This window comes from Paracoccus aerius, from assembly GCF_014656455.1.
GTDB classification, from domain to species: domain Bacteria; phylum Pseudomonadota; class Alphaproteobacteria; order Rhodobacterales; family Rhodobacteraceae; genus Paracoccus; species Paracoccus aerius.
In genome coordinates this window covers 18,422-43,731 of record NZ_BNCL01000019.1, presented here as the reverse complement: position 1 = coordinate 43,731, position 25,310 = coordinate 18,422, and the positions used below count along the sequence as shown (strand labels likewise).

At 63.6% G+C, this 25,310-nt stretch carries 28 protein-coding genes and 3 riboswitches; of the genes, 19 read left to right on the top strand and 9 right to left on the bottom strand.

Translation table 11 applies throughout. The annotated features are described in order from the left end of the window. Positions 1 to 176 precede the first annotated feature (176 nt). Entirely contained in the window at positions 177 to 305 is a 129-nt protein-coding gene (locus IE224_RS21305) for a hypothetical protein (RefSeq protein WP_268236168.1), read from the top strand. Beyond that, complete coding sequence (locus IE224_RS17055) at positions 302 to 475, top strand: hypothetical protein (RefSeq protein WP_164555323.1); 174 nt, start codon at positions 302 to 304, stop codon at positions 473 to 475. Before IE224_RS21305 ends, IE224_RS17055 begins: the two co-directional genes overlap by 4 nt. A gap of 1,043 nt (positions 476 to 1,518) precedes the next feature. Here the strand turns inward: IE224_RS17055 and IE224_RS17050 are convergent. The 3 genes from IE224_RS17050 to IE224_RS17040 all read right to left on the bottom strand — a co-directional run bounded on the left by IE224_RS17050 (position 1,519) and on the right by IE224_RS17040 (position 4,071). Then, entirely contained in the window at positions 1,519 to 1,971 is a 453-nt protein-coding gene (locus IE224_RS17050) for a hypothetical protein (protein WP_191312155.1), read from the bottom strand. A 414-nt stretch (positions 1,972 to 2,385) separates the two neighbouring features. After that, the gene (locus tag IE224_RS17045) at positions 2,386 to 2,841 is read right to left on the bottom strand and encodes a hypothetical protein (RefSeq protein WP_191312153.1); all 456 of its coding nucleotides are present in this window, start codon (positions 2,839 to 2,841) and stop codon (positions 2,386 to 2,388) included. A 126-nt stretch (positions 2,842 to 2,967) separates the two neighbouring features. Beyond that, complete coding sequence (locus IE224_RS17040; RefSeq protein ID WP_229849429.1) at positions 2,968 to 4,071, bottom strand: hemerythrin domain-containing protein; 1,104 nt, start codon at positions 4,069 to 4,071, stop codon at positions 2,968 to 2,970. A 532-nt stretch (positions 4,072 to 4,603) separates the two neighbouring features. Between IE224_RS17040 and IE224_RS17035 the strand changes: the two genes are divergently transcribed. The 3 genes from IE224_RS17035 to IE224_RS17025 all read left to right on the top strand — a co-directional run bounded on the left by IE224_RS17035 (position 4,604) and on the right by IE224_RS17025 (position 6,642). Next, positions 4,604 to 4,768 (top strand): hypothetical protein, encoded by a 165-nt coding sequence (locus IE224_RS17035; protein WP_158248114.1) that lies wholly within the window; start codon positions 4,604 to 4,606, stop codon positions 4,766 to 4,768. 591 nt (positions 4,769 to 5,359) lie between these two features. Then, the gene (locus IE224_RS17030; RefSeq protein WP_191312148.1) at positions 5,360 to 5,815 is read left to right on the top strand and encodes a DUF2934 domain-containing protein; all 456 of its coding nucleotides are present in this window, start codon (positions 5,360 to 5,362) and stop codon (positions 5,813 to 5,815) included. Positions 5,816 to 6,141: 326 nt separating this feature from the next. Next, the gene (locus IE224_RS17025) at positions 6,142 to 6,642 is read left to right on the top strand and encodes a lysozyme inhibitor LprI family protein (RefSeq protein WP_191312146.1); all 501 of its coding nucleotides are present in this window, start codon (positions 6,142 to 6,144) and stop codon (positions 6,640 to 6,642) included. A gap of 258 nt (positions 6,643 to 6,900) precedes the next feature. On the opposite strand, the gene IE224_RS17020 is transcribed toward IE224_RS17025, so the two are convergent. Beyond that, positions 6,901 to 7,194, bottom strand: coding sequence for a hypothetical protein (locus tag IE224_RS17020; RefSeq protein ID WP_191312144.1), 294 nt, complete (start codon positions 7,192 to 7,194; stop codon positions 6,901 to 6,903). A gap of 181 nt (positions 7,195 to 7,375) precedes the next feature. Here IE224_RS17020 and IE224_RS17015 point away from each other — a divergent pair, with 181 nt between their 5' ends. Further along, entirely contained in the window at positions 7,376 to 7,597 is a 222-nt protein-coding gene (locus tag IE224_RS17015; RefSeq protein WP_191312141.1) for a hypothetical protein, read from the top strand. A 75-nt stretch (positions 7,598 to 7,672) separates the two neighbouring features. On the opposite strand, the gene IE224_RS17010 is transcribed toward IE224_RS17015, so the two are convergent. From IE224_RS17010 to cobO, 3 genes are all read right to left on the bottom strand, one after another. After that, positions 7,673 to 8,350, bottom strand: coding sequence for an energy-coupling factor ABC transporter permease (locus IE224_RS17010; protein WP_191312139.1), 678 nt, complete (start codon positions 8,348 to 8,350; stop codon positions 7,673 to 7,675). A gap of 30 nt (positions 8,351 to 8,380) precedes the next feature. Beyond that, positions 8,381 to 8,598: riboswitch (cobalamin riboswitch) on the bottom strand. Between the two features lie 104 nt (positions 8,599 to 8,702). Then, a complete protein-coding gene (locus IE224_RS17005) occupies positions 8,703 to 10,136 on the bottom strand; it encodes a cobyric acid synthase (RefSeq protein WP_191312136.1) in 1,434 nt (477 codons plus the stop codon). Positions 10,137 to 10,147: 11 nt separating this feature from the next. Further along, positions 10,148 to 10,771, bottom strand: a complete 624-nt coding sequence (cobO, locus tag IE224_RS17000; RefSeq protein WP_191312134.1) for a cob(I)yrinic acid a,c-diamide adenosyltransferase — start codon at positions 10,769 to 10,771, stop codon at positions 10,148 to 10,150. A 37-nt stretch (positions 10,772 to 10,808) separates the two neighbouring features. Next, positions 10,809 to 11,019, top strand: a riboswitch (cobalamin riboswitch). Between the two features lie 124 nt (positions 11,020 to 11,143). On the opposite strand from cobO, the gene IE224_RS16995 reads away from it, so the two are divergent. From IE224_RS16995 to cobJ, 7 genes are read left to right on the top strand one after another with little or no spacing between them, the layout of a single operon-like run. Then, positions 11,144 to 11,494, top strand: coding sequence for a DUF1636 domain-containing protein (locus IE224_RS16995; protein ID WP_191312131.1), 351 nt, complete (start codon positions 11,144 to 11,146; stop codon positions 11,492 to 11,494). 1 nt (position 11,495) lies between these two features. Then, positions 11,496 to 12,512: a cobalamin biosynthesis protein CobW gene (gene cobW / locus IE224_RS16990; protein WP_191312129.1), complete on the top strand. Its 1,017-nt coding sequence runs from the start codon at positions 11,496 to 11,498 to the stop codon at positions 12,510 to 12,512. Then, positions 12,512 to 15,721, top strand: a complete 3,210-nt coding sequence (gene cobN / locus IE224_RS16985; protein WP_191312126.1) for a cobaltochelatase subunit CobN — start codon at positions 12,512 to 12,514, stop codon at positions 15,719 to 15,721. Before cobW ends, cobN begins: the two co-directional genes overlap by 1 nt. After that, on the top strand, positions 15,718 to 16,821 hold the full coding sequence (locus IE224_RS16980; RefSeq protein WP_191312124.1) for a ferredoxin-like domain-containing protein: 1,104 nt from the start codon (positions 15,718 to 15,720) through the stop codon (positions 16,819 to 16,821). The genes cobN and IE224_RS16980 overlap by 4 nt, the downstream gene beginning before the upstream one ends. Continuing rightward, the gene (locus tag IE224_RS16975) at positions 16,811 to 17,440 is read left to right on the top strand and encodes a precorrin-8X methylmutase (RefSeq protein WP_191312122.1); all 630 of its coding nucleotides are present in this window, start codon (positions 16,811 to 16,813) and stop codon (positions 17,438 to 17,440) included. Before IE224_RS16980 ends, IE224_RS16975 begins: the two co-directional genes overlap by 11 nt. Before the next feature lie 2 nt (positions 17,441 to 17,442). Next, positions 17,443 to 18,159, top strand: coding sequence for a precorrin-2 C(20)-methyltransferase (cobI, locus tag IE224_RS16970; protein WP_191312119.1), 717 nt, complete (start codon positions 17,443 to 17,445; stop codon positions 18,157 to 18,159). Then, complete coding sequence (gene cobJ, locus IE224_RS16965) at positions 18,156 to 18,890, top strand: precorrin-3B C(17)-methyltransferase (RefSeq protein WP_202380210.1); 735 nt, start codon at positions 18,156 to 18,158, stop codon at positions 18,888 to 18,890. Before cobI ends, cobJ begins: the two co-directional genes overlap by 4 nt. On the opposite strand, the gene IE224_RS16960 is transcribed toward cobJ, so the two are convergent. After that, a complete protein-coding gene (locus tag IE224_RS16960) occupies positions 18,869 to 19,639 on the bottom strand; it encodes a cobalt-precorrin-6A reductase (protein ID WP_229849428.1) in 771 nt (256 codons plus the stop codon). The two genes, cobJ and IE224_RS16960, sit on opposite strands and share 22 nt — an antisense overlap. Between IE224_RS16960 and cbiE the strand changes: the two genes are divergently transcribed. The 5 genes from cbiE to cobA are packed head-to-tail and all read left to right on the top strand — an operon-like array spanning position 19,611 to position 23,968. After that, complete coding sequence (gene cbiE, locus IE224_RS16955) at positions 19,611 to 20,786, top strand: precorrin-6y C5,15-methyltransferase (decarboxylating) subunit CbiE (RefSeq protein WP_191312115.1); 1,176 nt, start codon at positions 19,611 to 19,613, stop codon at positions 20,784 to 20,786. The genes IE224_RS16960 and cbiE overlap by 29 nt on opposite strands. Further along, the gene (locus IE224_RS16950; RefSeq protein ID WP_191312113.1) at positions 20,783 to 21,151 is read left to right on the top strand and encodes a cobalamin biosynthesis protein; all 369 of its coding nucleotides are present in this window, start codon (positions 20,783 to 20,785) and stop codon (positions 21,149 to 21,151) included. The genes cbiE and IE224_RS16950 overlap by 4 nt, the downstream gene beginning before the upstream one ends. Then, a complete protein-coding gene (cobM, locus tag IE224_RS16945) occupies positions 21,148 to 21,921 on the top strand; it encodes a precorrin-4 C(11)-methyltransferase (protein WP_191312110.1) in 774 nt (257 codons plus the stop codon). The genes IE224_RS16950 and cobM overlap by 4 nt, the downstream gene beginning before the upstream one ends. Beyond that, on the top strand, positions 21,918 to 23,225 hold the full coding sequence (locus tag IE224_RS16940; RefSeq protein WP_191312108.1) for a cobyrinic acid a,c-diamide synthase CobB: 1,308 nt from the start codon (positions 21,918 to 21,920) through the stop codon (positions 23,223 to 23,225). Before cobM ends, IE224_RS16940 begins: the two co-directional genes overlap by 4 nt. Next, the gene (cobA, locus tag IE224_RS16935; RefSeq protein WP_191312106.1) at positions 23,222 to 23,968 is read left to right on the top strand and encodes a uroporphyrinogen-III C-methyltransferase; all 747 of its coding nucleotides are present in this window, start codon (positions 23,222 to 23,224) and stop codon (positions 23,966 to 23,968) included. The genes IE224_RS16940 and cobA overlap by 4 nt, the downstream gene beginning before the upstream one ends. On the opposite strand, the gene cobF is transcribed toward cobA, so the two are convergent. Next, a complete protein-coding gene (gene cobF, locus IE224_RS16930) occupies positions 23,926 to 24,693 on the bottom strand; it encodes a precorrin-6A synthase (deacetylating) (RefSeq protein WP_191312103.1) in 768 nt (255 codons plus the stop codon). The two genes, cobA and cobF, sit on opposite strands and share 43 nt — an antisense overlap. A 124-nt stretch (positions 24,694 to 24,817) precedes the next feature. Next, positions 24,818 to 25,016, top strand: a riboswitch (cobalamin riboswitch). 86 nt (positions 25,017 to 25,102) lie between these two features. Between cobF and IE224_RS16925 the strand changes: the two genes are divergently transcribed. Then, a complete protein-coding gene (locus IE224_RS16925) occupies positions 25,103 to 25,279 on the top strand; it encodes a hypothetical protein (protein ID WP_191312101.1) in 177 nt (58 codons plus the stop codon). Positions 25,280 to 25,310 lie beyond the last annotated feature (31 nt).

The following is a 25,310-nucleotide window of genomic DNA, read 5'->3' as shown; positions in this document are numbered from 1 at the left end:
CATCATTGCCCGACGTTATTCCTTCAACCGGCCCGGATCGCGTTTGGCGCAGCGGAAAGAAGACTGATCGCGCATCCGCCAATCGTGGATGCCGGAGACGTGTCTATCTATTCTGAATTCGACGGCCTACCCTGCGAAAATCCGTCGCGCATCGACGGCCAACAAGGAACTGACCGATGGCCAAAGGCATGAACAAGCGAAAACGTGACGAGAAAAAGCCCAAGAAGGAAAAGCCCAAGGTCATCGCCGCCGCACCTAGCACCAAGGGAACAGTGGCAGGTCTTGCTGTGAAGCCAAGCAGATGACGGTTGATGCCGTGCCGCCAGAGGCCGGGCCGGCAAACCATGAGGGCGAGATGGTGATCATGCAGGCGATCCTGAAGAACTGCGCCGCCCTCGGGGTTGCGCCCGAGGAGGCAAAACGCATCGCCGTCCGCTCAGTCATGAACCTGCGTCGAACCCAGAGCGTCAGATAAGCCGCAGACGCTCAGTCCTTGTCCGGAGCAGCATTTGAAAAATTAAGCCTTGCCCTCCGAATTTGGCGCTGCGGGCGCTTCCCCAACAAGGGGGTGGGGGGCGAGAGGCGTCGGGTTGGCGTTGATGATGCGGCCGCCCCTGACGGCATCTGATATGCCAGGTGGGTCTGCATCGGTCCACAAAGGGGAGCGGTCATGTCGAAAGTTTTCACGGTCGGGTTCGATCTGGAAAAGAATGTATTCCAGATGCATGTGACCAGGCATGCCCTTGCGGATGCTGAAGTGACCTGCGGCAACTTCTTATGCTCGTGATCCGTGCCGCCTTGATCGCCTTGTTACCGTTCGTCTCACCAGGCGCGGCGGGCGCAATGTGCTTTGAGCCGTCCGAGCCATACTGCGTCAGGTCCTCTAATACCTTCGAAGATCGTTATGCTTTCGATAGCTGCCTCCAGGAAATGGAGGCTTATCGCAATGGCGTGACAGCCTTCCAATCCTGCCGAGAGGATGAGATCGCAGAAATCCAAGATGAAATTCAGCGCGCCTTACGGACGTTGGAAGAAGCAGTCAAACTTTGGAACTGCCGCGCTAAAGGTGGCACGCTTTGTCCGTAACCGACAGCAAAGCCGCCGCCCCTGCTACACTCCAGGGACGCGGCTAGAAACGCGAGAAACTCTCCCGGCAGCCGAAGTCGCATTTGGGCTAGCCCGTCCCCCTAACGTCGAGATGGCGCAGACTGAAGAACAGCCATTTGATATTATAGGTGAGGCCACAAAGCCCGCTGCCCGCGCAGGACCATCTGCCCATCAAATGCTGTTCGGCATTTACGTCTTATCGTAACCGCTGGTCTTGAAGAGCCTTCAAGGAGGAGACGGCCAGGGGACCACAAGACGATACGGATGCCGGGGGAGGCGACAAGCAAGAGGGGGTGAGGCAACATGCCCCGCGACCATTGAATGCGCAGAGGCACGCGCGAACCCAGGCGGGTTGCGTTCCCTCCAAGAACGGCAAGGTTTCCCCCGCCGCCACCTTTATCCATTCAGACGTCAGCTGCGCCCAAGCGCGTCGTAATGGCTGTTGATCCTGACATCAGCCAGAGACCGCACCCTGACTGGGGTGACAACAGCAGGGTCGCCAGCGAGCCAGTCAACAGCCCGCCAGAATGCTTTTGCGAACAGACCATGCTGTGCTGCGGGACTTACCAGTGCATCTGCATTTGCAAGGAGCGTCGGGCGTTCGTTCTGTGATGTTTTGTAAATTATGTTCATTCTGTACTCTTTCATCAGGTAAAGGCAGATACTCCTGCCTGAACCGATAACGTGGACAATCGCACCGTCCTCATCAGGAAGGCGGTTCTTCTTCTGGGACACGTCGCCTTCGTCGGCCATCTTCCGGGAAGCCTCGTCGTCTTGGCTATTCTGGCGGCCATCCAGGGCTTTGTCCTCGCTCTTGGGCTCGGCTCGTGCATCTTTTGGAGAGGCAGGAATTCGTACGGCCATTGTCCGGCCCTCTGTGAGGCAGGAACAGAACATTCTGTCGCACCTCTTAAAACATGGGGTGCATAAGGTCGTTTTGCATCAGTGATCCTGCCCCTAAGTGCCAAGCCCAGGGGAAGAAAGGAAAGAAGGACGAACTGCTCCGCGCCGATGTTTCGCGCATGCACTTGGTCCCCAGGTCTCCCGCCTCTGCAACTCTCTGCCTGGCCGTCAGGAGAAGCTGGCTTCTCCTCGCAGCGGCAGATGGTGAAATGGAGGCATTATCGAAAATCACCGGCAACTATGCGATGGCGTTCCGATCTTTGCTGTCTTCGCGCGACACCGGCAAAAAAGGCCCCGCCGCCGAAGGCGAGGCGTCACTCGTTATACAAACTGCATCGGTCCATTCCAGGCGTCATCACCGTCTCGGCCGCAAACCTACTCGCTCAGGCGTCGTGCATTGGCTGTGGCTTGCAGATGCACCGGCGCCAAGGCCAATCCGCCGGTATCCATGCTGCGTGTGATCATGCGGGTAGCATGCTCCATCGAACGCTCTGCCAAGCCCAGCACATCGCCCGCGCGCAAAGGGCGCGCGCCCAGTAGCAGGTCGCAGAGGTGCTGCGCCTGCTTTGTGGCGTCAGCCATCATTGCCGACCATTGCTCGACAAGGGCCTCGTTGACCTTGGCGATGGCCACAACCTTCTCATGCATCATTCCACCGAGTTCGGCATAATCCCCTTGGGCAGGGCGGCAAGCCGCCTTGCCCATGACCGTCATCCGGGCTCCGATGACGCTGCGGGAAGCGGTCATTGTTTCGTTCAGGCGCAGATGGGTGTTCATCATATTGGAACTGGCCTTTGCCAGTTCGGCCCAAGCGTTCATGGCAGCGATCATCATCAGCTTATCCTTGTCCAAGCGAGTGACGCGGCGGCAGGGCAGAATGTCCCATTCTCGCCCCATGCTGCCGCCGGGTTGCGCAACCGTATGGTGCAGCAACCCTTCATGCGAGCGTGAGCGCTGTTACGCCGTTTCCGTGACGCGCGCCTGAAGCGGGCTCAAGGCCTGCTGCGAACTCCGCTGCGCGATCTGCAGCATCGCCGTGCGGCGTTCCATCCAGTTATGCATGACACTCGTCGCAAACGCTCTCTGAGCCTCTGCGGCGGCCTTCAAGGTCCTCGATCCGATCAACTGCTGGGAAAGCTCGGCGTTGGTGCGGGCAGCCTTGCCGAACCAGTCCATCCAAGCGGAAGAGACGTCTGACAGCGCCTGCACCGAGACCGCCGACGTTGTCGAGACAACCTGCACATCCCCGGCCAGCATCCGCGCGGCGTCACGGTAGACCGTCATGGCCTCCTGGCTGTCAGAGGCCATCTGCTGGGCGCGCTCGGTCAGGCTTTCGCCGATCTGGCGCGCCTGATCCTGGGCGGCGGCCCTGCTGCGTTCCATCACCTCGGCCACCTGTTCGGTGGCTTCACGGGCGACACGCTCCGCTTCCTTTTGGGTCCGGGCGACAGCCTGCTCGGCCGCGAGGGCGCGCTCGGCCTCTGCCGCCTGACGCTCTGCTTCGGCCTGCTCCACGCGCTTGGCCTCCCTGGCCGCTGCACGCTCGTCGGCTTCGGCCTGCTCGGCCTTTTCGGCGTTCCGCTTGGCTTGCGCCCGCTCCTCGCGCTTTTCGTCGCGTTTGGCGGTTTCGGCCTCTTTGACGGCACCTTCGATGTCGGAGGCTACAGCGGCCGCCTCATCATCGTTGAGCACCTTGAGGACGGCGGGGAGTAGCTCCTTGCGCTCGTTGCGAACATGCTGCTGGAAACCCTTGTTCAGGTCGGCAAGCGCGGCCAGAAACGCATCATTGTCCTTCGGCAAACCGGACAGCTTCTCAAGAGAGGCCTTAAGGTCCTTGTTGCCCTTCAGGGCGCTGACGGCGAGATCCTTAGTTTCCGGATGCTTGCGCAGCAGCGGCAGAAGGTGCTGCTCTTCGAGCTCGACGTAGCGGGAAAGTTCGTCATTCAGTTCCGTGTAGAGGCTTTCACGGGATTTCACCGCCTGGTTCGACGTTGCCGAAAGCTTCGTGATCAACGCGGCGGCTTTTTCCGGAGCAGCCTGGATCGTTTGGCGGAGGGTCATGGAAATATCTTCCGTATATGCTTGCTTGAACCCGAAACCAGCAACAAAGGCCCCACCGAAGTGCGGAGACATCACATGCTGGTTGCTCAAGGAAGCTCAGGCAGGATCATCCGAGAAGGATTCGCCGAATGTCTTGCTGCAGTGCAACATAACCAGAGAACATGACAGTTATAAGAGGCTAATGCTGATTATAGGGCAAGCCGAGCCGATACTTGACTCCATAATGCTGCGCTACAGAGAAAACAGGGCGGACCTGTGAGAAATATCATTGCCTTGCTTTAGATTGCCTGTTTTATCCTCGAAGAAGGATACTCCAGCTTTGGAAATAGCTGCTCACCGCAGGCGTCATGCTGATCGGGACGGCGGGTGGCCAAGGGCCGCATTCCTGCCGGATGGGGGCCGCCCTTCTTTCCTGCCTTCCCATTGCGTTGCGAGTTAGCGTCGGGGTGGCCGATGTAAAGTGATCTCCTCAACCCCATGTTTGAAAGGTTGCGGCAGACTACTCTGCCCGTGACATATGGAGGGCCTCATCATGGCCGTACGACTTCCTGCCAGTTCCAAACGCTCCAAGCACCAACCCATCGGTGAGTACCCTGTCGACCATCGCGAGCAAGATCCTGAAGATGCCGAGGCCTCGCGGAAGATAGCCGAGGAAGCGGGGTTTCCTTGGAAAAAGAACCATTATTCCGAGCAGTAAACCATGCAGCCGCATGCCATGGCCCGCCGGGTTTTGTTAAGGCACTTAAAATGAAGATGTTCCCTATAAGAATGTCGAACGAATGTGCCAACCTCACTGCAGCGGACGCTCTGGCAAGTCCCATCGAATACGGCGGATTATTGCAAAAGCATTCAGACGGGCTATCGGATGGTTCGAGGTGCGGCCCGCTGCACTCAAGCCAAGCCTTGTGCGATCATTGGCTTACGCCAGGATTAACAGGGATTATGACGCCTTCCGGCGACGTTGAGGTCTGAAGAGACCTAGGTGGCAAAAGCATGGGCCCGTTATCGCACCTTGAACTGCGGGCCACATGATCCACCGAGCCTCACCGATGCGGTCATGTCTGCGATCGAGGAAGTGGCCCCGCCATATGGTCGGACGGCACAGGCCAATCAGGGCTAAGCGAAAGGTGCTCGCGCGATTGGAGGTGTCGACCAGGACTGTCGGGCGGTTCTGCCGTGAGCGCCACGACGCTGCCTTCCTGCTCTGCCGAGTTCAACTGTGAGAGTCATCATTGGCGTCAAGGAGACGCCATAGCCAGAACAACCTTGGCAATCCTAGGAGATCACTATGGAAGAACGTCTTGTGGATATCATCGACAGCAATGGACGGGTTCTTCACACCTATCCCATTACACTTGGTGAGACCGGCGAAGGTGCCGGCGACGCCGAGTACCAAACCAAAGCCTTGCAGGCTGCTGCCCATGGCCAACTCGTTTCCGACACCGAACTCCTAGGCTTGAGCGCGCGGATGCACAAAAGCCGGGCAGGCCGACTGCAGCCCTCTAGTGACGAGATCAGCACCACATCGCAGACAAGGCTCGGCCTGGAACAGGTGGTTCGCGAGCAAGCCTATGCCCTGTGGGAACAGGAAGGGCGGCCAGACGGACGCGCTGAAGAGTTCTGGCATCGTGCACTCGAGCAGCATATCAAGGGGCGTGCCTATGTTCTGTGGCAGCAAGAGGGGAGTCCGGACGGCGGAGCCGACAAAAATTGGCATCAAACCCGCGAGTTCCAGTCGCAATAACGATTAAGGAGCTGCGTGAGGAACACCGCGCAAGGGCCACCACAAAGAGCATCACCCTGGCGCCGCCGAGCCGCAAGCAATCCCCGGGCAGCGTTTTCCGGCAGCATTTTTAAACCTTCCCGGTAGGGACAGGTGTGATCTGTTTGGCAATTCTATGTGGAGCCTCTGCACAAGACATTTGCGGCTTTATGGGGCAACAGCCGGTTCCGAACGGAACGGCTCACGTTCCAGATTACGGCTGGGCGTCTGGGCGCAGAGACAAGGGTGTCCTCTGGGGACCCTGAAGGCGCCGCAAACCGCTCGGCTCATCGTGAAGGAGACTGATCATGCCACTTTCTGCTCCGCTGCGCATCGCGCTTGCTTTACCAATCGCCCTGTGGCTGGTGCTGCCTGCCTTGGCGGGCGACAGTTCCGGTCTCGATCCTGCACTGATCGACCAATGCCTGGCTGACGCCTCAACGGACGGGGGGCGACTGGATTGTGCGGGGGTGGGACAGGAAAGCTGCCTCGCCTATGCTGAGGCTGAGCATGGCGATGTTGATGTGGTGGACCGGCAGCTGAACTGTCTTGATGCCGAATGGCAGGTCTGGGAAACACGGCTGACCGAGACCTATGACCGGCTAAAGGCGACCGAGGATGAACGCGGCGCTGAACATGTGGACGCCCTGGTCAAGATGGAACGAGATTGGATCGCTTTCCGGGATGCTCGCTGCGCCTATGACCGGATCATCAACACCAGCAGTCCAGTCGCCGAGGCCAAGTGCAAGCTGAACGAGACCGCACGGCAGATGATTCTGCTGATGGCCTATCAACGAGGTCGGGCATGACGAAGCCGTTTAGGTGGCCAGTCGGATCATGCGGATGCCCTGGGCTTTGACATATCAGCCATTGGGCAGGGGTTCGTGGCACGTCGTCGCAGACCAGAGATCAAGCGCTGAACCGATTTGCTCGGTATCTTTCCCTATGATGATGCAACCGTTCGCCTGGTCGGGCCCTTGTTGGTGGAACAGGATCACAAGTGGGCTGTCCAACGAGCCTGCTGCATGATGCTGAAACTATCGTGCCGATGGGAGAGGAACCCGTCATCAGCTTGCAATAGCGGCATCCCTATGAAGCAGGCCCGCAGCGAACAATTCGGTGACGACCAGTGCCGGCTGCACCACGCCACTGGGCACTATCGCACCGGAATAAAAATTACACAGACCTATATTGCGTTGCTGCGCAGCGCCGTTAACTTCGATGAAGTCATCGGTCCCCCGCTCCTCCGAACGCCGCGAGTTCTTCTCCGGGCATTCCATAAAACCCGTTAGAATCTGCGGCGGCACTTGTACGACTTGGCTGGTCAAGTCGGTTGAGGAAAGTCTAAATCCCTTGGCCATTCTTTGGAGGCTAACTCTTAAATACCTGTCGCCCTTATGACGACGCCGGGGGTGCGCCAGATCACTAGGGCATCCGTGCGCAAGCTGATCGATCGCGCATTTTTGGCCGTCATAGAGAGAGGTGGTCGCATGAATTCGGACCAGTCGTTAAGCTTTGGCAATTGACGAAGCACTGATCCGCATGACGAAACGGAAGCGCTATTCGACCAAATTAAAAGCGACCTTGCCTCTGGAAGCCATTTGCGAGGAGTTAACCACGGCTGAGCTGGCCAAGAAGTATGACATTCACCTGCATGTCGTCTTGATAGCATCAGGCACGCTTCACGCCTTCTTAAAAACCCGCCAGGCCGCAAACCCCTTTTGGCCCTGCAGTCAGAGGCTTCAGCAAAAAGCCCCGCCGTGAGGCAGGGCTTCAGGAACGAGATCTTGCCTGAGCGGCTGTGTTTCTGGATAGGAAACACTCGAGCCCGGACAGAGATCAGGCAGCCGAGTGCAGGCGTGGGGTGACCCATTTTGACCCCTTGAGGCCGCGGATTGCTTTGGCGCTGCCGAGGACCAGAAGATCGACCACCGGCTCGATCAGGACCACAAGAAGGTAGGCGCCACCAAAGGTGCTGATGGCTGCCAGGTTGGCTGCAGTCAGGCCTTGACCGTAAAGGGCCCAGAATGCCACCCAGGAAACAATACCGCCCTGAAAGGCCAGCGACAGCGACAGGACCTGGCCATAGCTCAGATCCACATAAGCCATACCGGATGGAATGATGCGGCGGGCGAGAGCCTCAAGTGCAAAAAGCGGCACCAGCAGGGTGGTCAGGTTCATGCCATATTGTGGCAGGTCGAAGGGGGCGACCAGCAGCCCCTGCAAAAGCAGCCCCAGAGCCAGGCCGAACGCCGCAGGCGCCACGCCGAAGATCAGGAACAGTGTCGACCCGAGAATGAGATGAACCTCGGACACACCGACCGGAAAGTGTGGCAGTATCTCGAAAAAGGAAAATACCAAGGCCGTGCTCGCAATGGCACGCCCGGTAAAGGAAGCCACACCCTGCTCGCGCAGCGTGATCCAGGCACGGTGGAGCGCATAGGTGCCAGCTCCCGCTGCAGTGACATAGCTCAGAAAAATCTTGGCCCCATCAACGAGGCCTGGTTCGATATGCATCCGTCTCTCCTTGCCGTCCCACCGACAGCGTTTGACATTACATGCATGGCCGGTCTCCTGACTTGCGGGTCACAGCTGCCTTCCCCCTTCCCAGTCCATCGGACCAGTGGCTTCTTGGAAGGCCGCTCTCCGCACACAGTCGCGGGGGCGGTTGAGGCTTGGAGCATCCTTGCGGAATGCCCGTTCCCCATTCCCGATTAAGTCCAGTCGGGTTGTGCCGACTGAACGCCATGGCCCCTTGTGGGCGCCTTGGTTGTCATGCGTCAAGCAGGATCTGCGCCTCGTGGCCGACGCTGCACACCTCTTTCGGATACAGGTTCGTTTAAGGATGAGCGAAGGCCAGCTCTAAGCCTTACACCTGAGCCAGCCTCAACAACTCCGCCACATCAAGATGGGCCTCGACATGGAGGGCAAGCTCGTCAAGCACCGTGTCGATCTCTGCGGCATAGGAAAAGGCGCTTGTTCTTGCGCCCAGGCCTTGAAGCCAGGCATTGCGGAACGGGTCCGATGTGAACAGCCCGTGCAGATAGGTTCCCTCCACCCGTCCATCCCGCGAACGCGCACCGTCCGGGCAATCATGGATATGGGCAAAGGGGCGCACGCAACCGATCCCTTCGGTTCTGCCCAGATGGATCTCGTAACCCGCGACCTGCAGGCCGGAAAGAGCATGGACGGCGGTAACGCGGGTCAGGCGCTTGTCGGCTGCCAGCACCGTCTGGACATCCAGGTAGCCAAGACCCTCGGTTTCACCGGCCTCTCCTTCGATGCCATGTGGATCCGCAATGCTGTTGCCCAACATCTGGAACCCGCCACAGATCCCCAGGATTCGGCCGCCGCGGCGGTGATGGGCCTTGAGGTCGATGTCCCACTCTTGCGCCCGCAGAAAGGCAAGGTCGGTCCGTGTGGACTTCGTGCCCGGAATAATGACCACAGCTGCATCGCCCGGAATGGCTTGTCCCGGCCGAACCATTTCGAGCCTGACGCCGGGATGCGTTTTCAAGGGATCGAGATCGTCGAAATTCGCGATGCGGGACAGGGCGAGGCAGGCAATCTTGATCGCACCGTCCCCAAAGGGCTGCAGGTCGAGTGCGTCCTCAGCAGGAAGCAGCGTGGCTCTGGCGAACCATGGAAGCACGCCAAAGCCTGGCCAGCCGGTCTGCTCGGCGATCATCCGATAGCCGTCGTCAAAGAGCGAGGGATCGCCGCGAAATCGATTGACGATGAAACCCTTGATGCGTGCGGCATCCTCGGGGTCGAGGACGATCCTGGATCCAACCAGTTGTGCAATGACACCCCCGCGATCGATGTCGCCGATGAGCACCACGGGAATGTCTGCGGCCGCGGCAAATCCCATGTTGGCGATGTCTCCCTGGCGCAGGTTGATCTCGGCCGGGCTGCCCGCGCCTTCGACGATAACCAGATCAGCCTCGGCCTTCAGCCGCTCGAAGCTTTCTAGCACCGGCGCCATCAGCTCGGGCTTAAGCCGGGCATAGTCGCGGGCCTTCAGGGTCGCGCGCCGCTTTCCCTGCACGATAACCTGCGCGCCGATGTCGGTTTCGGGCTTCAGCAGGACCGGGTTCATGTCGGTATGCGGCTCGACCCCGCAGGCGAGAGCCTGCAGCGCCTGTGCGCGGCCGATCTCGCCGCCGTCTACCGTAACGGCAGCGTTGTTCGACATGTTTTGCGGCTTGAAGGGGCGCACGGACAGACCGCGCCGGACAGCCGCTCGGCAGAGGCCGGCAACAAGCAGGGATTTTCCGACGTTCGATCCGGTTCCCTGGAGCATCAGCGCATGTGTCAGAACTCGATCCCCGCCTGAGCCTTGATTCCCTGTCGGAAGGGATGCTTCACAACTGTCATTTCCGTCACCAGATCGGCGATCTCGATCAGGTCAGGCTTGGCGTTGCGGCCCGTGAGCAGAACATGGGTCATCTCGGGCTTCTCCGACCGGAGGAAATCCACAACCTCGGCGATATTGAGATAGTCATAGCGCAGCGCGATATTGATCTCGTCCAGCAGAACCAACCGGTTGCGCTTGTCGCGGATCAGGTCCTTCGCCTTGACCCAGGCACGAGCAGCGGCGGCACGATCACGCTCCAGATCCTGGGTTTCCCATGTGAAGCCTTCGCCCATGGTGTGGAACTCGCAGAGGTCGGGAAAATGGGTCAGCAGGAAGTCCCGCTCACCCGTCGCCATCGCCCCCTTGATGAACTGGACGACCGCCACCGGCATCCCATGCGAGATCGCCCGCATCACCATGCCGAAGGCCGAGGACGATTTGCCTTTTCCCGGGCCTGTCAGCACCAGGATCAGACCCTTCTCGCCGGTCTTTTCTGCCATCATCCGGTCGCGGGCCGCCTTGATCCGTGCCTTCTTCTCGGTATGGCGCGCGGCCTCGTCGGGGACTGTTCCTTCCGCCATGGCTCCCTTTCTCTTGACAAGCGAGGCTGTATCGTGGCTTCCCTCGCGCATCGTTGGTTCTCGCATAGAGCGAGCTAAGAGGGAATGCGATAGCTGGTTTCCAGCAAAGCGCAGCCGCCCCCGCGACCGTGACCGGAGAGGTCACCCGGATGCCACTGGGCCAAACAGCCTGGGAAGGTCGGGTGACCGTCGGGGAAAAATCCCCGTCATCCGCAAGCCGGGAGACCTGCCAGCGTGCGGTGCGAGATCTCGCATCTGCGTTGTGTTGCGGTCGGGGTGAACCGTGTGCAAGCCATGACGGCGGCCACCGGGCCGACGCATGCCCTGCGCGCAAATCCTAGCCCCCGCTCCATTGGCTTGCCGGGAGGGCAGATGGCCAAGAAGAATGCGCTGACGGTCTGCGTCACCTGCAGGCGCGCCGGCACCGATCCGCAGGCACCGCGAGACGGGGCGCGGCTGTCTGATGCCTTGGCCGTGCGTGGTGTGCCTCATGACCGCCAGGAATGCTTTTCGGCCTGCGAGCGCTCCTGCGTCGTCGTGTTCCGTGGACCTGGCCGCTGGACCTATGTGCAGGGGGGCCTCGATCCCGATCTGCATCCGGACGACGTGGCCGAGATGGCCCGTGCCTATGCGGCAACGCCAGATGGCATCGTGCCCTGGCGCTCCCGTCCTGAAGTCATCCGCAAGAACACCATTGCCCGCATTCCCCCGATCGAGGTCTGAAATGTCACTTGAAAAAACACCCGTCACTATCGTCACCGGATTTCTGGGTGCTGGCAAGACGACGCTGATCCGCCATCTGCTGCAGAACCCGGAAGGGCGCAGGCTGGCGGTGCTGGTCAACGAGTTCGGAGATGTCGGTGTGGATGGCGACCTGATCCGCGCCTGCGCCGATGCCAACTGCCCCGAGGCCAACATTGTCGAACTGACCAACGGCTGCATCTGCTGTACCGTCGCCGACGAGTTCATCCCGTCCATTGAGCGGCTTCTGGCGCTGGATCCGAAACCCGACCATATCGTGATCGAGACCTCGGGGCTTGCGCTGCCCAAGCCTCTGCTCAAGGCCTTCGACTGGCCCGACCTGCGCTCGCGCATCACCATCGACGGCGTGGTTGCCGTGGCCGATGCCGAGGCTGTGGCGGCAGGCCGCTTTGCCCCCGATCCGGCGCATCCCGGCGATGCAAGCGAGCTTGATCACGAAACGCCCTTGTCCGAGGTCTTCGAGGACCAGATCGCCTGCGCGGATATCGTGCTGCTCTCCAAGGCTGACCTGGCTGGCAGTGGGGGACTTGCTGCTGCCCGCGAGATCATCACGGCCGAGGCGCCGCGTCCGCTGCCCATGGTGGCCCTGACCGAGGGCGTGATTGATCCTCGTGTGGTTCTGGGGATCAACGCGGCGGCCGAGAACGATCTGGCCGCACGTCCTTCGCACCACGAGGGCGAGGAGGAGCATGACCACGACGACTTTGACACGGTGGTGATCGACCTGCCCGAACAGGCGGATCCCAAGGCATTGGCCAGCAAGATCGCGGCACTGGCCGAAGTGCAGAAGGTCCTTCGGGTCAAGGGCCATGTCGCAGTCGAGGGTAAGCCGCTGCGGCTTCTGGTTCAGGCCGTGGGAGCGCGGGTGCGCCACCAGTTCGACCGTCCGTGGGGGGATCAGCCCCGACACGGCCGCCTTGTCGTGATCGCGGAAAAAGGAGACATCGACCCCGTTGCCATCCGGGCTGCGCTGGCCTGATGCACGTCCTCTTCCGCGAAAGCCACGGGTTGGATGAAAACGCCCAGCCGGAGGATTTGGGGCAGTCGCCTGCGGATCTGGTGGTCCTGTCCTTCTCGGACAGCGACCTTGGGGCTTTCGCGGCAGGCTGGCGGCGGGGCAGGGAGCGGCTGCCCACCGTGCGTCTGGCCAATCTCTCGCGCCTTCGCCATCCGCTGTCCGTTGATACCTATGCCGAGCGCACCCTGTCGGCGGCCAAGGGCATTCTGGTGCGCCTGATCGGCGGCAGAAGCTATTGGCCCTATGGCGTTGACGAGCTTTCGCGCCTGGCGCGTGAGAAGGGGATTGCCCTGGCCTTCCTTCCGGCGGACGGCCAGCCGGATCCTGTGCTCGACCAGGCTTCGACTCTACCGGTTCCCACCCTTCGGCACCTGACGGATCTGTGCGAGGCCGGGGGCGAACTTGCCGCTTATCATGCACTGGCCCTGCTCACCTCGGTTACTCGTCTGGAGCCGGCGCCGCCGCATGGCGCCCCGATGCTGCCGAACCATGGCTTCTGGCACCCTGATCAAGGTCCATCAGCCGAACTTCAGCGGAATGATCGCCCGCTGGTTCTCATTCCATTCTATCGCGCTTGGGTCGCTGCCTCCGACACTGCCTCGGTGGACGCATTGATCCGCGCCTTTGAGGCTCGAAACATGCAGGCTGTGGGACTGTTTCTTCCCAGCCTCAAGGATATAGCGGCGGCCGATTGGCTCCGGGCCATGCTGCCCCAGCTCGCACCCGCAGCCATCGTCAACGCCACCGCCTTTTCGGGGCGGGCAAGGGATGCGTCGCCCCTCGACGTCCCCGGCGTGCCGGTGTTCCAGGTCATTCACGCGACGTCCGACCATGCCGCATGGGAGGGATCAGAACGCGGCCTTTCCGCCGCCGATCTTGCGATGCATGTCGCGCTGCCTGAACTGGACGGGCGCATTCAGGCCGGGGTCATCTCCTTCAAGGACGTGACGGACACCGACCCCGCGCTGCAGTTTCGGCTTCAGCGTCATAGCCCGGATGCGGAACGGATCGATGCCGTCGTTGCCCGGGTGATGAACTGGCGGCGTTTGCAGGAACTGGCATCGTCCGAACGCCGCGTGGCGCTGATCCTGTCCACCTATCCCGGCAAGGAGTGGCGGATGGCCCATGCGGTCGGGCTTGACGCCCTGGCCTCGGCGGCGGCCATTGCCCGGCAGCTTGGCCAGGAGATGACGCCCGAAGCCATCCTTCGTGACCTCAAGGCCACGCGGCTTCGCTGGTCTTTGACGGACTATGAAGAGGCGCTGTCCTCCCTATCCGAACGCCTACGCGGGAACCTTGAAGAGGCTCATGGCAAGCTGACTGCCCCCCCTGAGTTTCAGGCGTTCTGGGCCGGAAACCTGCTTCTGGCCCTGCAGCCGGAGCGGGGCAAGGCCGCCACACGAGAGGCCGATTACCACGACCTGTCGCATGTGCCGGGCCACGATTACGCGTCCTTCTATCTTTGGCTCAGACATGGTGCCAAAATCGATGCGATCATCCATGTTGGCGCGCATGGCACGCTGGAATGGCTGCCGGGCAAGGCTGCGGCCCTGTCGCGGGACTGCTGGCCCGAGGCGCTGATCGGCGGCCTTCCCGTGCTTTATCCCTTCATCGTCAATGATCCCGGAGAGGCCGCGCAGGCTCGGCGAAGGCTGGGCGCGCTGACGCTGGGCCATCTTCCGCCGCCGCTCGTAAGGTCGGGAATGCCCGAAAGGCTGCTGAGGCTGGAAAGCCTGCTGGACGAATATTCGGCCGCCGATGGGTTGGACCCGGCCCGCCGTCTGAGGCTTGTCACGCTGATCCGGGCCGAGGCGCACGAACAGGATCTTGAGGCTGAACTCGGGATCAAGCCTGACGCATCAGCCGCCGAAGCGATCACCGCCATCGACCGCTTCGTCTGCGACCTCAAGGAAAGCCAGTTCGGTGACGGCCTGCATGTCTGGGGGGAGGGCACCCCGGATGAGACGGGCAGGGCGCAGGGCGATCCGGTATCCCTTGCATCGGAACGCGCCGCGATCCTTGCCGCCCTTGAAGGGCGCCGGATCACGGCAGGCCCGTCGGGCTCGCCCTATCGGGGACGGCTCGACGTGCTTCCGACGGGGCGCAATCTCTATGGGGTCGATCCGCGCGCGGTGCCCTCGCGCGCAGCATGGGCCCAGGGTGTCCGGCTGGCCGAGGAGCTCGTGCGCCGCCATCTGCAGGATCACGGCGACTATCCGCAGGGACTGGTCGTGAACCTGTGGGGCTCGGCCACGATGCGGACGGCAGGCGAGGATTTCGCCATGGCGCTGCACCTTGCCGGGCTCGAGCCGATCTGGGATGCGGCCTCCGAGCGCGTCACAGGCTTTGAGGTCACGCCGCTGGCGCTGATGGACCGGCCGCGGATCGAGGTGACGCTTCGGGTATCGGGCCTTTTCCGCGACACGTTCCCGGACCTCGTCGTGCTGTTCCAGCAAGGCTGTGCGGCACTTGCCGCACGGGACGAGGCCGAAGACATGAACCCCTATGTCGCTGCGGTTCCCGGCTCGCATGTCTTCGCTCCTGCACCGGGCCGCTTCGGCACCGGCATCACCGACGACATGACCGCCGAGGCCGCAGGCAGGGCATGGCTGGAGGCTTCAGCCTTTGGTTCCGACGGCACGCCCGACCGCGCGGTGCTCGAGGCGCGGCTCAGGGCGGCTGATGGCTTCGTGCTGTCGCAGGACCTTCCGGAAAGCGATCTTCTTCTGGCGATGGACTATGCGGCGCATGAGGCCGGCTTCGCCGCAGCCCGCGCTACCCTGGGACTGGGGCCGACCGCGCTTTACCATCTGGACGCAACGCGCCCCGACACGCCCCGCGCGCGGCTTCTTCCCGAGGAAATCGCCCGCGTTGTCCGGGCCCGTGCCACCAATCCCCGGTGGCTGGCGGGAGTGATGCGCCACGGCTTCCGAGGCGCGGCCGAGATCGCGGCCACGCTGGAGCACATGGCGGCCTTTGCCCGGATGGCGCATGCCGTGCCCGAGCATCTTTTCGCGCTTTACCATGAAGCAACCCTCGGCTCGGCCGAGGTGCGGAATTTCCTCGCGGAGGAAAATCCGGGTGCCTTGGCGGCGATGCAGGCAATCTTTGCGGAACTCGGGATCGGGCACGACCTGCGCCGCAACTCTGTCGCGAGGCTTCCCACATGACCCGCAAAGGCTGGTGCCCCGGCGCGCTTCGCCCGATGCCGGCAGGCGATGGCCTGCTGCTGCGGGTCCGTCCGCATTGTTCGCGCCTCGATCCGGACCAAGGGACCGGACTGGTCAGGATTTCCGAGTCTTTCGGCAATGGGCAACTTGATCTCGGATCGAGAGCGACGTTGCAGTTGAGAGGCGTCCGCGAAGGCAGCCTGCCCGAGGTGCATCGCCGGCTGCAGGCGCTTGACCTGCTGGATCCCGATCCTCGGGTTGAAGCGAGGCGCAACATCATGACGACGCCTTTCTGGCGTGAGGGAGATGGAACCCTGGAGCTTGTCCGCAGACTTGAGGAGGCGTTGCTGAACGCCCCCGATCTGCCGCCCAAGTTTGGCTTTGCTATCGACACGGGGGAATGCCCGGCACTGCAGGATGCCTTGGCGGATATCCGGATCGAACGCGCCGGGAAAGATCTGCTGCTGCGTGCCGATGGAATGGCCCGGGGCGAACGCGTCGAGCCGCAGGCGGCCATGGCACGCATCCTCGAATTGCTGAACTGGTTTGCCTCCTGCGGGCAGGCCCGGATGGCGAAGGCAGTGGCCGCAGGCATTGTTCCCGCCCTCCACGCGGATGCGGCACCCGACCCGCAGGCACCCTTGGACGAGATCCTGCGTGCTGCTCCGCTTCTGTTCGCGCCCTTCGGGGCAGTGACCTCGCAGATCCTGGCCGAACTCACGGGCAGCGCCCTGCGACTGACGCCTTGGCGGGCGGTTCTGCCCGAAGGTCATGCGCGCAGCGAGCTGTGGCTGACCGATCCCAGCCATCCGCTGCTGCGCGTCAGTGCCTGTATCGGCGCGCCGGGCTGCGCCTCGAGCAGCGTCGAGACCCGCGCCCTGGCGCGAGACCTCGCCGCCATTGTGCCAGAAGGGCGGCATCTGCATGTGTCGGGCTGTGGAAAGGGCTGCGCCCATCCCGCGCCGGCGCATGTCACCCTGACAGGGCGCGAGGGGCGCTTCGACCTGGTCCTCAATGGTCCCGCAGGGGGGAAGCCCGCTCTGTGCGGACTGACCGGAATAGACATTCCAGATATGATGAGAGGCCATCTTGGCTCATAGCTATGAAACTGATGGCGCGGCCATCTACCGCGCATCTTTCGCCACCATCCGCGCCGAGGCGGACCTGGCCCGCTTTTCGCCGGAGGAGGAGGTTGTCGCAGTCCGCATGATCCATGCTGCGGGCATGGTGGAGCTGGCGTCCCTGATCCGCTTTTCCCCCGGTTTCGCCCGGGCGGCGCGTCAGGCGTTGCAGGAGGGCGCGCCCATTCTCTGCGATGTGCGCATGGTGTCAGAAGGGGTGACCCGGGCGCGTCTGCCTGCGGACAATCAGGTCATCTGCACCCTGCAGGATCCGCGCGTGCCTGCCCTTGCGCTTGAGTTGGGCAATACACGCTCGGCGGCGGCCATCGAGCTGTGGCGACCGCATCTGCAGGGCGCGGTCGTGGCCATCGGCAATGCGCCGACCGCCTTGTTCCACCTTCTCAACCGGCTGGCCGAGCCGGACTTTCCCCGTCCGGCCGCCATCATCGGCTGCCCTATGGGTTTCGTTGGCGCGGCGGAGTCCAAGGCCGCGCTGATCCAGGACAACCCCGTGCCGTGGTGCGTCGTCGAGGGGCGTCCGGGCGGCTCGGCCATGACGGTGGCTGCGGTCAACGCGCTCGCCTCGGCGCGGGAGTAGGCATGACCGGCAAGATCATATGCATCGGCCTCGGTCCCGGTGACCCCGAGCTGATGAGCGTCAAGGCCCATCGCTATCTGACACGTGCGCGGCGCGTGGCATTCTTCCGCAAGGCGGGCGCCATGGGCGTGGCGCGCAGGCTTGTCGAGGGGCTCCTTCCGTCACAGGCGGTCGAGATCGCGATGGAGTATCCCGTAACCACCGAGATCCCCGTTTCGGACCCGCGCTACAACGCCGCGCTTGCAGGTTTCTACGCGCATTGGACGGCTGAGCTTCTGCGGCAGTCCGAGGATGACGACCTGGTCGTGCTGTGCGAGGGAGATCCCTTCTTCTATGGCTCGTTCATGCATCTTTATACCCGCCTCCCGCGCGAGCGGGTGGAGGTGGTCCCGGGCATTCCCGGCATGGCCGGTTGCTGGACCGCCACGGGCCTCCCGATCACCTGGGGCGATGACATCCTTACGGTTCTGCCGGCGACCTTGCCCTCTGATGAGTTGGCGCGGCGCATCCGCGATACCGATGCGCTGGTTGTCATGAAGATCGGCCGCAACCTGCCGCGCCTGCGCGCGGCACTGCAGGCCGCAGGCAGGGTGGATCAGGCATGGCTGGTCGAGCACGGCACCATGGCCGAGGAGCGGGTTCGCATGTTGTCGGAAGTCGAAGGGCCGGTGCCCTACTTTTCGATCGTGCTGGTTCATGGACAAGGACGCAGGCCGTGACGGGCTCTCTTGTTATCGCCGGTCTTGGTCCCGGCGCCGAGGGGATGGTCACGCCCGAGGTTTCGGAGGCGCTGGATGGGGCGACCGACGTCATCGGCTACATCCCCTATGTGTCCCGCATTCCCCCGCGCCACGGCCTGCGCCTGCACCCTTCCGACAACCGGGTCGAGCTTGACCGCGCCCGGCACGCGCTGGAGCTTGCGGCGAAAGGCAACCGCGCCGTGGTCGTATCCTCGGGCGATCCCGGCGTCTTTGCCATGGCCTCGGCGGTCTTCGAGGCCGTCGAGAGCGGCCCCGCCCCTTGGCGCGACCTGGACATCCGCGTCCTGCCAGGCATCACGGCCATGCTGGCTGCCGCTGCCGCAGCCGGCGCGCCCTTGGGTCATGACTTCTGCGCCATCAACCTGTCGGACAACCTCAAGCCCTTCGATTTGGTGCTCAGGCGGGTACACTTGGCGCTGGAGGCCGACTTCGCGATGGCCTTCTACAATCCGCGCTCGGCCTCGCGCCCGCATCAGTTTGCATCCGTGCTGGACCTGCTGAAAGCACGCGCCGAGTCTGGACGCCTGATGATCTTCGCCCGTGCGGTCTCGACCCCTCTGCAAGAGATCCACGTGGTGCCTCTGCGGGAGGCACGCGCTGAGATGGCGGACATGCGCACGGTGGTCATTCTCGGCTCGTCAGCCACTCGGCAAGTCGGGCGCTTCGTCTATACGCCGAGGCGGGCATGAAGCCAGTCCATGACCTCTGTCACAGTCCGGCGCAGGGGACGGTCGGGCAGTTCCGGCCGGTCGATCATGATGACGGGGACGGCGAGTGCCCGGGCAGCAAGAATTTTTGCCTCGGCTCCAGCCCCGCCCGCGTTCTTGGCGACCAGCAGCTCGGTGCCATGCACGCGCATCAGGTCCATGTCGTCCTCAACCTTGAAGGGACCGCGTTTGACGATCACCTCGGCGCCCAGCAGGGGGAAGTCCGCGGCGGGCGCATCGACCATCCGGGCCAGGAAACGATGCTGTCCGAGATGGGCAAAGCCGGCAAGATGCTGTCGTCCGATCGCCAGGAACACCCGTTTGGCGGGACCGTCCAAGGCGGCCACGGCTCCTTCGATGTCCGGGACATGAGTCCAGTCGTCGCTCGCTTCGGCTATCCAGGGCGCCCGTTCAAGCGCGCAGAGCGGCACCCCGGCGGCAGCGCAGGCGAGCGCGGCGTTGCCGCTGATCCGGGCGGCAAAGGGATGGGTCGCATCGACCACTTGACCGATGCCGTTCGTCTTCAGGAAGGCGGCAAGCCCCTCGGCCCCGCCAAAGCCGCCGCTGCGGACGGGCACCGGATGCGTGCGGGGACTTGCAACCCGTCCGGCATAAGACAGGATCGCGGGCAGGCCCGCATCGGCCATGGCCTGCGCAAGGTGGCTCGCCTCGGTGGTGCCGCCCAGGATGAGGGTGGGCGGAATGGCTGAGTGGCTGTCGATCATCGGCATTGGGGAAAATGGCCTGAAGGATCTGTCCGAGGCAAGCCGTGATGCGCTGGAACGGGCCGAAGTCGTCTTCGGCAGTCCGCGCCACCTGGCGATGGTGGACCACGCCTGCAAGTCGCCCTGGCCGGTGCCGTTTTCGCAGGCGCCCCTGCTGACGTTGCGCGGCAAGCGGGTGGTCGCGCTGGTTTCCGGTGATCCCTTCTGGCACGGCGCGGGCGGCAGCCTTGCTCAGGAACTGCAACCCGGGGAATGGCGCGCCTATCCCGCCCTCTCTGTGCAGTCCCTGGCCGCCGCGAGCCTCGGCTGGCGCCTGGAGGAGGTTCTGTGCCTCGGCCTCCACGCCGCACCGGTCGAGAAGCTGCGCCGACACTTATCCGACGGTGCAAGGCTGATCGTCACCCTGAGGGATGGATCAGCGCCCGCATCCTTGGCGGGTTACCTGACCTCGCTCGGCTTTGGCGCCTCCACGCTGCACGTGCTGGAACATCTGGGTGGCCCTAGAGAGCGTGTCCGCCGATATCTCGCCGAGGAGGCGCTGCCGCAATGCGAGAACCTTGTCGCCTGTGCCGTCGAGGTCCGGGGTGGGAAGGGATTACCGCATTCCTCGGGTCTGGAGGATGATCTTTTCGATCATGATGGCCAGATAACAAAGCGCCCGGTGCGCGCCCTGGCTCTTTCCGCGCTTGCGCCCCATCCCGGCGAACTGCTGTGGGACCTTGGCACAGGCAGCGGCTCGGTGGGGATCGAGTGGCTTCTGTCCCATCCCCGTAATCGCGCCGTGGGCGTCGAGCGCGATCCGATCCGCGCGGCAAGGGCGCGTGTCAACGCCCGCTCCCTCGGGGTGCCGCATTTCGAGATACGTGAGGGTCGAGCGCTGGCGCTTCTGCCCGGCCTTCCCGCGCCCGATGCCGTCTTCATCGGCGGCGGTCTGGACGCTCCGCTGCTGGACGCCTTGTGGTCAATCCTTCCCGCCAAGAGCCGCATCGTCGCCCATGGCGTCACACTGGAAACCGAAAGCCTGATTGCCGGTGCGCAAGCGCGGCTTGGGGGCACGCTTCTTCGGATCGAGCTGTCGCAAGCGGCGCCACTGGGCAGCAGGCGCGGTTGGAAGGCCAGCTATCCGGTGGTGCAATGGAGCGTCACACGATGAGAGTGGTCGGACTTGGTCTGCGGGCAGCAGCCGAACTTGAAGGCGTTCAGGACCTGTTCCGGCAGTTGCAGGTCATGCCCCCGCTGACGCTTGCCGTGCCTGCCTTCCGGCAGGCCCATCCCGTCGTGGCCAGCCTGCAGGCGGCCGGCTTCAGGCTCGTCCCGATCCCCGAGGCTATGCTGCTGAGCGTAAGCACGCCCACCCGCAGCCCCCGCATCCTGGCCCGCTTCGGGACCGGCAGCCTTGCCGAGGCTTGCGCCATTATCGCTGCCGGCCCCGGTGCACGCCTTGTCGAGCCGCGCGTGATTTCGGCCGACGGATGCGTCACTGCCGCCCTTGCCCAGTCCGAAAGGCACGTTCCATGACCGTTCACTTCATCGGCGCAGGCCCCGGCGCGCCCGACCTTCTCACGCTGCGGGGGCGGGACCTGATCGCGGCCTCGCCTGTCTGCCTTTACGCCGGGTCCCTGATCCCGGAAGAGATGTTGCAGCACTGTCCCCAAGGCGCGCGAATCATCAACACCGCGCCTATGAGTCTCGACGGCATCATGGCCGAGATTGTTGCCGCCCACGCTCGGGGGCTGGACGTGGCGCGCCTGCACTCGGGCGACCTGTCCGTTTGGTCGGCCATGGGCGAGCAGTTGCGCCGGCTGCGGGAGCTGGGCATCCCCTATGACATCACGCCGGGCGTCCCTTCCTTTGCGGCGGGCGCCGCCGCCCTGGGGGCGGAACTGACCCTGCCGGGCATCGCCCAGAGTGTGGTGCTGACCCGGACCTCGGGCCGCGCCTCGCCCATGCCGTCGGCCGAGACGCTTGCCGCCTTCGGAGCCACCGGGGCGACGCTGGCGATCCATCTGTCCATCCACCGGCTGGAGGAGGTCGCCGCCGAACTCGGCGCGCATTACGGCATGGACTGTCCTGCCGCCGTGATCTGGCGGGCGAGCTGGCCGGACCAGCGGATCGTGCGGGGGACGCTCCGCTCCATCGCCGCCGACGTGGGCGAGACGATGGAGCGGACGGCGCTGATCCTCGTGGGCCGCGCATTGGCGGCCGAAGGCTTCGACGAGAGCCGGCTCTACGCGGCTGATTACGACCGCCGCTTCCGTGCCGGCCGTGCCGATGCGGTGAAGGGATGAACCAGGCTACGATCCCCGGGCTGATCGTCTCGGCCCCCCGCTCGGGCGCGGGCAAGACCACGGTGATGCTGGGCCTGCTGCGCTGCCTTGCCGAGGACGGGGTAAAGGTTCGTCCCTACAAGTGCGGACCGGACTATATCGACCCGGCCTTCCATCGCGCCGCCTGCGGCGAGGATTCCCGCAATCTCGACAGTTGGGCGATGGACCCAGGGTTGCTGGCCGACCAGCTTGGGCTGCCGGGCGAGATGGCGGTCGCCGAGGGTTCGATGGGGCTGTTTGACGGGGTGGCCCAGACAGGGGCCTCTGGCAACGGATCGACGGCGGATATCGCCGCGGCGACGGGCTGGCCGGTGGTGGTGGTCATGGACGTGTCCGGCCATGCCCAAACCGTCGCCGCGCTGTCCCTGGGACTGCGGCACTTCCGACAGGACGTGCAAGTCGCAGGGGTCATCCTCAACCGGGTCGCCTCGCCCCGGCACGAACGGCTGTGCCGTTTGGCCCTGGACAACGCCGGCATACCGGTATTCGGGGCCTTGCCTCGACGTGGCGATCTGACGCTGCCCGAACGTCACCTCGGGCTTGTCCAGGCGGTCGAGCATCCGGACCTCGATGCGGCGATCGCCGGCTATGCCGGTTTCCTGCGCGCGCATGTTGATCTCACGGCCCTTCGCGCGCTGACGGCGGGCGGCAGGTCCCTGCAGCCGCCAAGGCGCATCCGCCCGCCAGCCCAGCGGATCGCATTGGCGCGGGATGAGGCATTTTCCTTTGCTTATCCGCATCTTCTTGCCGGCTGGCGAGAAGCCGGGGCGGAGATCCTCGCTTTTTCCCCCCTTGCCAATGAGCCGCCGCCGGATGCCGATTGCTGCTGGCTGCCCGGCGGGTATCCGGAACTTCACGCGGGCCGCCTGGCCGGGGCACAGAGCTTCCTTGCGGGTCTGAGGCATTTTGCCCGGGACAGGCCCGTCCATGGCGAATGCGGCGGATACATGGTGCTTGGCGTAAGCCTGACAGACGCAGACGGGCAAATCCATCGGATGGCGGGGCTGCTGGGCCTGGAAACGAGCTACGCGACCCGCAGGATGCATCTGGGATATCGACAGGCGAGGCTCCTTTTTCCGCTGCCGGGCCAGGGCGCCGGCCAGAGGCTGCTCGGCCATGAGTTCCACTATTCCACCATCCTCTTGCAGCCTGACGCCCCTCTCGCCGAGGTTCTCGATGCGGATGGCAATGCTGTCCCGGAAACAGGCTCTCGCCGGGGGAACGTCACCGGCACGTTCTTCCACCTGATCTCGGAGGTGTCATGAGAGAGGCGGGCTTTGTCAGCTTCGTGTCCTCCGGTCCCGGCGATCCTGAATTGTTGACTATTCGGGCCATGAAGCGCCTGCAGGCGGCTGAGGTCGTGCTCTACGACGACCTTTCCTCGGGGCCGATCCTCAATTTTGCCCACACGGATGCAGAGCTGATCTCAGTCGGAAAGCGCGCAGGCCGGGCCTCAGCCCGGCAGGATGACATCAACCGCCTGCTGGTGGACCACGCGGCAGCGGGCGCCCGCGTGGTGCGGCTGAAATCCGGCGATGCGGGCATGTTCGGGCGTCTGGAGGAAGAGGTCGCGGCTCTTGACACCGCTACGATTGGCTACGAGGTCATTCCCGGCGTGACGGCTCCGGCTGCGGCCGCTGCAGCTGCGGGCATCCCGCTGACCCGGCGCCTGACCGCGCGACGGGTGCAGTTCGTGACCGGGCATGATGTTACCGGTGGTCTGCCTGGCGATCTGAACTGGGCCGCACTGGCCGACCCGCATGCGGTCACGGCCGTCTACATGGCGCGCGCCACCTTTCCGGCCTTTGCTGCCCATCTGATTGCGCATGGACTTCCGGCAGAGACTCCGGCGATCTTGGCGGCCGGCGTGTCCACCCCTGCGGAGGCGCTGCACCGGGCGACGATCGGCAAGCTGGTCGATCTTTGCCGCGCGAATACGCGTTCGATAGCCCCAACGCTGATCCTCTACGGCGCGCTTGCGGAGGAAGTCTCGCGGCGCAGCAGGTAGATGTCCATGATCCAGCCCCGCCGTTCCCGTGTCTCGGCACGGGCCTCGACGATGCGCGGGCCGGCTTCTGACAGCGCCCCCTGGTCGAGGATTTCACCTTCCATGCCCAGATAGGCGCCCCACCAGATTGAAACCCCAGCCGGATCGAGCGTGGTGAACGAACATTCGCCGTCGAGCATGACCACAAGCGTATCGATGCCCTCGGGCCAGCCATGCTCGCGCAGGTGCCTGCCGGTGGTCACTAGGAACGGCTCTGCCAGGCGGTTGAGTGGGATGGCATGGGATGCGGCAAGCACCTGCAGCGACGTCAGGCCTGGCACGACCTTCAGCTCTAGCGGACAGGCCTTCCTGATCCGCTCGGCAACGCGCAGCGTGCTGTCGAACAAGGCCGGGTCACCCCAGACGAGCAGCACGATCTTCCGCGCTTCAGGATAAGGGGCCAGCGCATCAAGCCAGGCTTGCGCGATGGCATCATGCCAGAGTTTGACCCGCGTCTTGTAGTCGGGCACTGCGGGATCTCGCTTGGGCATGGCAAAGGACAGAACCCTGACGCCGTCATCCTCGACGCAACCGGCGACGATCCTGCGGCGCAGGTCCGCGAGCTCCTGCTTGCCTTCGCCCTTCTCGGGGATCAGCAGGAGGTCAGCCGCCCGGATCGCCTCGACCGCCTGCAGGGTCAGATGGTCCGGCTTGCCGGTCCCGATGCCGACGAGTGTCAGTTCCATGGCAAGGCTCCTCAGGGCTTCCGGCATGGCCTAGTGGGAAATGTCACTCGCTTGCAAGAGCAGGGTCGCGCAGCACGCCTTGGGAGGGCTGCAGAGCAGCCTTGACAGCCGGAGCGTGCCCGGCGCAGAACGGACGCGTCGTGGTGCCGCGAGAGCGGCTTAATGTGGGAACCGGGTGCGCCTCTTGCAGGCAAATCCCGGACTGCCCCCGCAACTGTAAGCGGTGAGCGACGGTCAATTTGCCACTGTGTCTTCGGGCATGGGAAGGCTGGCCGGAGCGATGATCCGCAAGTCAGGAGACCTGCCTCGACGATCACCCATCCGCGGCGCGGGGTGCGTCCGAGGAGCGGCAATTCCGCAGCGGTGACAATGAAACCGTCTGCGGGTGCATCCCCACAGGCAGATTGTCATGCGGCCCATCGGGCCAATCGGGGAGGGAACCATGCGGCTCTCGTCGCTATCCGTTCTGGCCATCGCTGCGGCGGTGCCAGCCATGTCCACCAATGCCCAGGATCCGGTCATCTTGGACGAAATCATCATCTCGAGCTCACGCCGATTGCGCGCCATCTTGCAAATGACGGTGTGATTGGCGGCGGCCAAGCCAGAAATACCACGGG

Bases quoted from the DNA above. Each gene is read 5' to 3' on its own strand.
- IE224_RS21305 (WP_268236168.1), top strand. From the start codon at position 177: ATGGCCAAAGGCATGAACAAGCGAAAACGTGACGAGAAAAAGCCCAAG.
- IE224_RS17055 (WP_164555323.1), top strand. From the start codon at position 302: ATGACGGTTGATGCCGTGCCGCCAGAGGCCGGGCCGGCAAACCATGAG.
- IE224_RS17050 (WP_191312155.1), bottom strand. From the start codon at position 1,971: ATGGCCGTACGAATTCCTGCCTCTCCAAAAGATGCACGAGCCGAGCCC.
- IE224_RS17045 (WP_191312153.1), bottom strand. From the start codon at position 2,841: ATGATCGCTGCCATGAACGCTTGGGCCGAACTGGCAAAGGCCAGTTCC.
- IE224_RS17040 (WP_229849429.1), bottom strand. From the start codon at position 4,071: ATGACCCTCCGCCAAACGATCCAGGCTGCTCCGGAAAAAGCCGCCGCG.
- IE224_RS17035 (WP_158248114.1), top strand. From the start codon at position 4,604: ATGGCCGTACGACTTCCTGCCAGTTCCAAACGCTCCAAGCACCAACCC.
- IE224_RS17030 (WP_191312148.1), top strand. From the start codon at position 5,360: ATGGAAGAACGTCTTGTGGATATCATCGACAGCAATGGACGGGTTCTT.
- IE224_RS17025 (WP_191312146.1), top strand. From the start codon at position 6,142: ATGCCACTTTCTGCTCCGCTGCGCATCGCGCTTGCTTTACCAATCGCC.
- IE224_RS17020 (WP_191312144.1), bottom strand. From the start codon at position 7,194: ATGGCCAAGGGATTTAGACTTTCCTCAACCGACTTGACCAGCCAAGTC.
- IE224_RS17015 (WP_191312141.1), top strand. From the start codon at position 7,376: ATGACGAAACGGAAGCGCTATTCGACCAAATTAAAAGCGACCTTGCCT.
- IE224_RS17010 (WP_191312139.1), bottom strand. From the start codon at position 8,350: ATGCATATCGAACCAGGCCTCGTTGATGGGGCCAAGATTTTTCTGAGC.
- IE224_RS17005 (WP_191312136.1), bottom strand. From the start codon at position 10,136: ATGCTCCAGGGAACCGGATCGAACGTCGGAAAATCCCTGCTTGTTGCC.
- cobO (WP_191312134.1), bottom strand. From the start codon at position 10,771: ATGGCGGAAGGAACAGTCCCCGACGAGGCCGCGCGCCATACCGAGAAG.
- IE224_RS16995 (WP_191312131.1), top strand. From the start codon at position 11,144: ATGGCCAAGAAGAATGCGCTGACGGTCTGCGTCACCTGCAGGCGCGCC.
- cobW (WP_191312129.1), top strand. From the start codon at position 11,496: ATGTCACTTGAAAAAACACCCGTCACTATCGTCACCGGATTTCTGGGT.
- cobN (WP_191312126.1), top strand. From the start codon at position 12,512: ATGCACGTCCTCTTCCGCGAAAGCCACGGGTTGGATGAAAACGCCCAG.
- IE224_RS16980 (WP_191312124.1), top strand. From the start codon at position 15,718: ATGACCCGCAAAGGCTGGTGCCCCGGCGCGCTTCGCCCGATGCCGGCA.
- cobI (WP_191312119.1), top strand. From the start codon at position 17,443: ATGACCGGCAAGATCATATGCATCGGCCTCGGTCCCGGTGACCCCGAG.
- cbiE (WP_191312115.1), top strand. From the start codon at position 19,611: ATGGCTGAGTGGCTGTCGATCATCGGCATTGGGGAAAATGGCCTGAAG.
- IE224_RS16960 (WP_229849428.1), bottom strand. From the start codon at position 19,639: ATGCCGATGATCGACAGCCACTCAGCCATTCCGCCCACCCTCATCCTG.
- IE224_RS16950 (WP_191312113.1), top strand. From the start codon at position 20,783: ATGAGAGTGGTCGGACTTGGTCTGCGGGCAGCAGCCGAACTTGAAGGC.
- cobM (WP_191312110.1), top strand. From the start codon at position 21,148: ATGACCGTTCACTTCATCGGCGCAGGCCCCGGCGCGCCCGACCTTCTC.
- IE224_RS16940 (WP_191312108.1), top strand. From the start codon at position 21,918: ATGAACCAGGCTACGATCCCCGGGCTGATCGTCTCGGCCCCCCGCTCG.
- cobA (WP_191312106.1), top strand. From the start codon at position 23,222: ATGAGAGAGGCGGGCTTTGTCAGCTTCGTGTCCTCCGGTCCCGGCGAT.
- cobF (WP_191312103.1), bottom strand. From the start codon at position 24,693: ATGGAACTGACACTCGTCGGCATCGGGACCGGCAAGCCGGACCATCTG.
- IE224_RS16925 (WP_191312101.1), top strand. From the start codon at position 25,103: ATGCGGCCCATCGGGCCAATCGGGGAGGGAACCATGCGGCTCTCGTCG.